Source organism: Chloroflexaceae bacterium, assembly GCA_025057155.1.
Classification (GTDB): Bacteria; Chloroflexota; Chloroflexia; order Chloroflexales; family Chloroflexaceae; genus JACAEO01.
The window spans coordinates 1-6,363 of sequence record JANWYD010000039.1 but is presented as its reverse complement, the minus strand read 5'-3'; the positions used below and the strand labels follow the sequence as shown (position 1 = coordinate 6,363).

The following is a 6,363-nucleotide window of genomic DNA, read 5'->3' as shown; positions in this document are numbered from 1 at the left end:
CGTCTTCCCGTGGTCCACGTGCCCGATCGTCCCGACGTTCACGTGCGGCTTGGTCCGCTCAAATTTCTGCTTGGCCACTCCTGTGCTCCTTAAGCTCTCGAAAAAATGCACCGCTCGTGCCGCAAAATCCGGCACGAGCATGCTAGCGCGGCACGCTCCTGGCCACGCCACGTCTGGAGCCTACGACGGGACTCGAACCCGTGACCTCGTCTTTACCAAAGACGTGCTCTACCGGCTGAGCTACGTAGGCGCTCGGCGAAGCGATCACAAAGCCCCTGGGACCTGATTGCATTCCTCACCAGCTTGACGGAAGCAGTCCCTCCGCTTTATGCTCGCTTCGTTCTGGTGGGCCGGGCAGGATTCGAACCTGCGAAGGCGTAAGCCAGCGATTTTACAGACCGCCCCGTTTGGCCACTTCGGTACCGACCCGTGTCATCTGGAGCCGACGCAGGGACTTGAACCCTGAACCGACGGTTTACAAAACCGTTGCTCTGCCAATTGAGCTACGCCGGCAAAGGGCGTGCGAAAGCGCATTGCCGTTCAGCCTGCTTATTGTAGCATGGACGGGCGCTTCGCGCAAATCAAGTCCTTGTAGGAACGTGGAGCGATGCGCGCCCCGGAGCGAGGCGCAACCGGCCTCTTCGCTCACGCTCCGCAGTAAGCCTGAACTCAAGCTCCTCGCCACTGAACCGCGATGCGACCCTGGTCGTTCTGCTCTTGCGGTGCGCGGGCAAATCCTGCTATGATGAGACGATTATCCCACGTCGAGCCTGAGCGCGATTTTCGCTGGAGCCTCGGAAGCATGTCTCTCACTTTTGTCGTTTCACTGGCTGTCAGCGCCATCCTTGGCGTCATCGGCGGCGCTGCGTTTCGCTGGACGTTTCCGGAGCAGGCCTGGAACATCTTTGTCGCTACGTTTTTGTGGACGCTGATGTCCGCCGCGGGCTCGGCGATCGCGCGCTGCTCGCTGGAGCGCGTGCGCCGCGGGCAGTGGCGCCGGGGTCTCTGGATTGCCAATATCCAGACCTTTCCTCTGACCACGGCCTTTCTGATCACTTCCGCCATCGTTTCGGCGGGAAAAATCTTCGTTCCCGAGTTGTTGCCCATCCTCTACGGCTGCACCCTTGTCGTGGCCCTCACCGCGGCAGTGCTTGGTGTGCTGGCGTCGCCGTATCGGAAGTAATGCGCCTGACAAGTTGACCGCCTGACCGCGTAGTTCAGATGTGTCTCAAAGTGCGCAGAGCAATATGGTGAAGCCGTCCGGTTCGGTACGAAGGTGTGATGTATACGGCGTCCTGATGCGACCCGGCGATGATGCCCGTCCACGGAAGGGTGCACACGCGGTGTATGGCGCTGCTGTCGCTAGATGAGCTGGTGGCCCTGAGGGAGACCTGGCGCGCCAGCGGCTTGCGCCTGGTGCTGACCAATGGCGTCTTCGACGTGCTGCACGCCGGGCACGTCAGGTATCTGGAACAGGCGCGCGCGCTCGGCGATGTGCTGGTGGTGGCGCTTAACTCCGACGCTTCGACGCGAGCGATCAAGGGACCGTTGCGTCCCGTCACGCCGCAGGCTGATCGCGCCGCGGTGCTTGGCGCGCTCCGCGCCGTGGATCACGTGACACTGTTTGACCAGCCTACGGCCGAGGCCGTTGTCAGCGCACTGCGCCCCGATGTCTACGTCAAGGGCGGGGACTACGCGACCCTCGAGCAGGCGCCTGACCTGGCGCGCCTGCCCGAAGCGCGCATCGTCGCCGCCCAGGGCGGGCAGGTAGTCCTGCTGCCCTACGCGGAAGGCCAGTCAACCAGCGCGATCATCCGGCGCATCGTAGAGCGCTACGGGCGGTAAATGACCGTCTGAACAAGGCCGGGGCAGAGGAGGAGCCGGGAGAGCGCCGCTCTCCCGGCTCATCGCTGCACACCGGGGTTAGAAAAACATCTTCGCCAGCTTCAACACTCCCTGGTTCCAGGGCACGCGATGGGAGACCCCGGTGGCATGCTCGAACTCGTGGAGGTGTTCGATATACCAGCGGTAGTTTCGCACCAGGGCCTCTTTGTTCGAATACTTCGGCTTGAACCCCAGCACTCGCTCGGCCTTCTCCACTGAGACGAAGGAGTCTTCGGTGATCGTGCCGTAGGCCCATTTGTAGATCGGCGACAGTTTAAGCCGCTCTAGCAGCACTAGCGCCGCGGTCATCGGCGCGGCGGGAAAGGTGATGATCTTTTTGCCAAACCCCGCCGCGTCGAGGACGGCCTGGAAGTCCTCTTTAATCGTCGCAAACTCTTTGGCCCCGATGTTGAAGGTGTCGTTGACCCGCTCCCGATCAAGGGTGGCGCAGAGGTAAATGGCCTCGCAGAGATCTTCGACGTCGAGCAACTGGTAGCGGTTCCGGCCATTGCCGGGCAGGGGAAAGTTTTTGCCGTCCTTGGCCCAGTCGTAGAGCATGGCAAAGATGCCCAGACGTTCGGGGCCGATGAACGACTTGGGGCGGATGATCGGCACGCACATGCCCCGCGCGCGGTAGCTGAGGCACAGTTCCTCGGCCTTGACCTTGGCCTCGCCATAGGGGCCTACGCCGTCCAGTTTATCGGTTTCAAGCAGGGGATGGTGGTCAGGAATGCCATAGACGGCGGTGGTAGAGATATGAATGAAGCGTTCGACCCCCTGCTCCAGGGCCGACTGCAACACGTTGCGGGTGCCGTCAATGTCGGTGGAGAAGATGTCGGCCGGTTTGTAGAGCGGCAGGGCCGCCGCGGTGTGCACAACCTGGTCCACCCCCTGCATAGCCCGGTCAACCGCCGCAGGGTCGCGGATGTCGCCGGTATGCACGTCCACGCGGGCGCGTTCGGGGTAATCAAAAGGGGCGATATCGAGTGAACGAACACGATGACCTCGTTCCAGGAGATAGCGCGTGAGGTTGATGCCCAGGAACCCCGCGCCGCCGGTGATCAGAAATGTTTTGCTCATGAGATAGTCGCGACAGGCAAATCCCGCGGATTGGCCAATTCTACTCGCTTTGTTGCCGCAGGGCGCGCATCACGCCGCCGCGCCCAATTATACCCAACAATCGCCGCTCCCCGTCTACGACGGCGAGGCGGTCCACGTGGGCTTCAAGGAGGCGGCGAGCGGCCTCGATCAGGCCGGTGTGGGGGGCTATCTCAGGTGGAGGCGGGGCGCACAGGTCGGCACAGGGGCGCCCGGCGAGGGGCGAGACGCTCACTGAAGCGCCGGGCCGGTGCAGCGCGGTCAGGACGGCGGCGCGTTCGGCGCCGTAGAGACCCCGCAGCACGCTGGCGAGGTCGAGAGCGCCGACGAGGCGGCCATCGTCTACGACGAGGAGGGGTTGCTCCGGCGCGACCAGCAGGCGAGCGAGGGCCTGGTCCAGCCCCGTGCTGGCCAAAACGGTGGGGGCGGGCTGGAGCATGCTGGCAACGCTGGCGGGCGGCTCGGCATCGCGCGCAGCGGCGGATGGGCTGGAGGCGTGCTCTACGGCGGCGCAGAGGATCTCGGTCTGGCCGATAAGGCCGACGAGCGTACCGGCGTGGTCAATGACCGGCAGGTGCTCGTGGCCCCATTCCACCATGCTGACGATGGCTTGCGGAATGGCCGTCCGAACATTGACCCCGCAGGGATCCAGGCGCATGACCTGGCGGGCGACGCGGCCGTCGAGGGGGGCAAGGGCCTGTTCACGCTCTTCGGGGGTAAGCGCGTCGAGTAGCGCGAGGGGCAGGCGCATCCCGGCGCGGGAGCGCAGGTCGGCTGCGGCGATGACCCCGAGCAGGCGCCCGGCTTCGTCCTGCACTGGGAGCGTCACGATACTGGCGGCCTGCATGGTTGCTACGGCCTGACGCAGGGGCGTGTCGGCGCTGACCGGGGGAGGGGGCTGGCGCATTACATCGCCAACCGCGCGGTCGGGGCCGAAGGGGCTGCCGGCGCGCAGCCTGCCACGATAAACGGCGACCTCCTCCAGAGTGACCAGGGCCTCGCCGATCAATTCCTCCAGTTGCGGCAACATCCGGGCGACGCGCTCGGCGCGTTCGACCCACTCCACCACCACCGACTGGTAGCGATCGGAGCGCTCGGGAACGGCGGGGCGGAACCGCTGGCCCGGCCCGAAGCCCGCAAGCCCCTGGAGGGCGGTCGCGCCGGTAGCGCCCAGACGACGCAGTTCCTCTAGCAAGGCCAGATAGCGCGCCTCGCCTTTCCACTGATCGTCGCGGCGCAGATAGATGCGCACGCGCTGCACGCTGTCGCCCACGGCCATCAACTCCTTCCTGAGGGCGATTATAGCACGGCGAAGGCCGCGCCGACCCGGACATCGCCACGTCTGCAGGGCGGTTACGGCGCCGACCCGGGCGTCGGGGCTCGCCCGGTTGCATTGGCCCTGCCGACACATCCGCATCCGGACTTGACATGCCAGGGTAAAGAGTGCTACAACAGACGCAATACCAGCACTGTAGTACAGGCATGCATATGGCAAAGGCACTCTCGCTGATCGGGATTTCCGGCTCGCGGGCAGGTCAGTCCCTCCTCTTCTCGGCGCGGAGCACGATTGTCGGGACAGATCCGCAGTGCGGCGTGGTGCTTCAGGATCGGCTGATCCTCCCTCGCCACGCAGAGTTCCGCATGGCGCTGGAGCGCTGGTTCGTTGTCTCGCTGGACCCGCGGGCGGCGATCTTCGTCAATGGTCAGCCGGTTACCGGGCAGCAGCGGGTGGAACATGGCAGCCTGGTCACGCTCGGAGGCACGACTTTCAGGGCGGTCATTGGCGAACTGGAGCGCGCTGTTGGCGAAGGGGACGACCGCACGCAGCGCGAGCCAGAGGGCCGCGAGGACTGGTGGCGCGATTAGAGCGCTGACACCGGAATGCTTGATCCCCTGAACCGGGCGGCTCGCCGCGCTCGCGCCGCCATCGTCGCGGGTCAGGCTCCCGGAGAAGCGCTATAAGGCGCGCCAGGATGTGAAGTGGCAATAGCAGCGAGGGTCGGGGAAGGTATGACGCTCCCCGACCCTCCCATTTTGCGTGCGAGGCAGCCGCATCAGCCGGCCAACCGATGGTGCCCTATCCCTCTCCGGCGGCCCAGACGTAGAAGTCGCGAGTGATGTTGCGGGTAAAGCCGTTGATCATGTGCGTCATCTTGAACTCCATCGAGCGCTCGCCAAGCGCCTGAAGGAAGTTCATCGGCATCAGCCGCAGCACGTTCGGAATGGGGATGCTCAACTCAATGCCGACAGTATATTCCACCATCGTGCCGTTGGGTTTGGGGAAGAACACCGCCTCAGCAGTGAGCGCGCCGGGAAAGACCAGCCCCGACAGGTTGTGGCTTGGGCCGTCGTGAGCGGGAACGATGCGGATAACGCGGCCCGGATCGAGTTGCAATTGCAAGTCGAAGATCGCCGCCATACTATGGCCATGACCGTCGGTGGCGCCAACGATCAGCCGGTACCGTTCGGGGCCGTAGCCGCTGCAGCCGAGGGCGTCGGGCAAGAGACGAAAGACGGCCGGCACATCGAGGAAGTATTCGTAGGCCAGGTCGAGCGGCGCGTCGAAATGGAAAATGTGACTGACCTCCCCGCCCAGATCGATGTATCGCTCGTGGCTGGCAACCGGTGGGTTGGCGGAGCGCGGTAGCTGCATGCGAGACTCCTCGCTAGCCCGGGCGGCGGAGGAATGCCGTCGCCGGAGGGAACTCTTGCATATATGTCACTCCGTGACCACTTCGAGTATAGCACCCACGGCGGTGTTTTGCAACATAAACAATAGATGCGTTGACTTTTCTCCATTCTAGAAATACAATAGCCACAGTGTGAGGCAGGGTCCGGCGCCGGGCCGCTCTGGTTGTGCCTGATTGTCCGGTACGCAGAGCAACTCAAACGACCTGTTGTCGGGACGTGTACGGAGTCCGTCACCCGCGCGAAGACGTTGTTGAAGGAGCGAACCATGAGTGACCGGCCAGTTGGCAATACGAATGGGATTTTCTCCCTCTTCTTTCGCGAGGCCGGGCTCTTCTGGGAGCAGGCCTTCCGATGGGCCAATGAACAGGCGAAAGAGGATCGGCTCCTGACGGTTGAGGAGGATCGGCGCCGCGTGGCCGAGGCCGAGGCCCGTCGCGCCGAAGCTGAGGCGCGCTTGCTGGAACAGGCGCGCCTGGCCCGCCAGGCCGGGGTTGACGTGGATGCGCTGCTGAAGGAATTTCGCCGCCCGTAGGGCCGAAGCATTGGCTGTGCCAGTGCTTCGGCCCTACGGGGCGGAACAGGGGTGGGGGGGGGGGGGGGCGCCCCCCCCCCCCCGGGTTCAAACACACACCGGGGGGACCCCCCCGCCCCCAAAACCCCGCCCCGGGGGGGCGGGGGGGTGAGGGGGGC

The 6,363-nt window shown here is 64.6% G+C and carries 8 protein-coding genes and 3 tRNA genes; 4 read left to right on the top strand and 7 right to left on the bottom strand.

Annotated elements, in window-relative coordinates:
• The 4 genes from NZU74_20115 to NZU74_20100 all read right to left on the bottom strand — a co-directional run.
• A partial coding sequence (locus tag NZU74_20115) for a hypothetical protein (protein MCS6883636.1) occupies window positions 1–78 on the bottom strand: 78 nt, incomplete at its 3' end.
• Between the two features lie 96 nt (window positions 79–174).
• Window positions 175–250 (bottom strand) — tRNA-Thr (locus tag NZU74_20110).
• A 93-nt stretch (window positions 251–343) separates the two neighbouring features.
• Window positions 344–429: transfer RNA gene (locus NZU74_20105), tRNA-Tyr, on the bottom strand.
• A gap of 8 nt (window positions 430–437) precedes the next feature.
• A tRNA-Thr gene (locus NZU74_20100) sits at window positions 438–513 on the bottom strand.
• Window positions 514–802: 289 nt separating this feature from the next.
• Between NZU74_20100 and NZU74_20095 the strand changes: the two genes are divergently transcribed.
• Both NZU74_20095 and NZU74_20090 read left to right on the top strand, forming a co-directional pair.
• Window positions 803–1,183: a hypothetical protein gene (locus NZU74_20095; GenBank protein ID MCS6883635.1), complete on the top strand. Its 381-nt coding sequence runs from the start codon at window positions 803–805 to the stop codon at window positions 1,181–1,183.
• 164 nt (window positions 1,184–1,347) lie between these two features.
• Window positions 1,348–1,845 carry an adenylyltransferase/cytidyltransferase family protein gene (locus tag NZU74_20090; GenBank protein MCS6883634.1) on the top strand — a complete coding sequence of 166 codons (498 nt, stop codon included), beginning with the start codon at window positions 1,348–1,350 and terminating at the stop codon, window positions 1,843–1,845.
• 78 nt (window positions 1,846–1,923) lie between these two features.
• Here NZU74_20090 and NZU74_20085 read toward each other — a convergent pair whose 3' ends face one another.
• Window positions 1,924–2,964, bottom strand: coding sequence for an NAD-dependent epimerase/dehydratase family protein (locus tag NZU74_20085; GenBank protein ID MCS6883633.1), 1,041 nt, complete (start codon window positions 2,962–2,964; stop codon window positions 1,924–1,926).
• Between the two features lie 40 nt (window positions 2,965–3,004).
• Window positions 3,005–4,261 carry a DUF190 domain-containing protein gene (locus NZU74_20080; protein MCS6883632.1) on the bottom strand — a complete coding sequence of 419 codons (1,257 nt, stop codon included), beginning with the start codon at window positions 4,259–4,261 and terminating at the stop codon, window positions 3,005–3,007.
• 209 nt (window positions 4,262–4,470) lie between these two features.
• On the opposite strand from NZU74_20080, the gene NZU74_20075 reads away from it, so the two are divergent.
• Window positions 4,471–4,848 carry an FHA domain-containing protein gene (locus NZU74_20075; GenBank protein MCS6883631.1) on the top strand — a complete coding sequence of 126 codons (378 nt, stop codon included), beginning with the start codon at window positions 4,471–4,473 and terminating at the stop codon, window positions 4,846–4,848.
• Between the two features lie 211 nt (window positions 4,849–5,059).
• Here NZU74_20075 and NZU74_20070 read toward each other — a convergent pair whose 3' ends face one another.
• Window positions 5,060–5,635: a DUF1997 domain-containing protein gene (locus NZU74_20070; GenBank protein MCS6883630.1), complete on the bottom strand. Its 576-nt coding sequence runs from the start codon at window positions 5,633–5,635 to the stop codon at window positions 5,060–5,062.
• Between the two features lie 303 nt (window positions 5,636–5,938).
• Between NZU74_20070 and NZU74_20065 the strand changes: the two genes are divergently transcribed.
• Window positions 5,939–6,205, top strand: coding sequence for a hypothetical protein (locus tag NZU74_20065; GenBank protein MCS6883629.1), 267 nt, complete (start codon window positions 5,939–5,941; stop codon window positions 6,203–6,205).
• Window positions 6,206–6,363 lie beyond the last annotated feature (158 nt).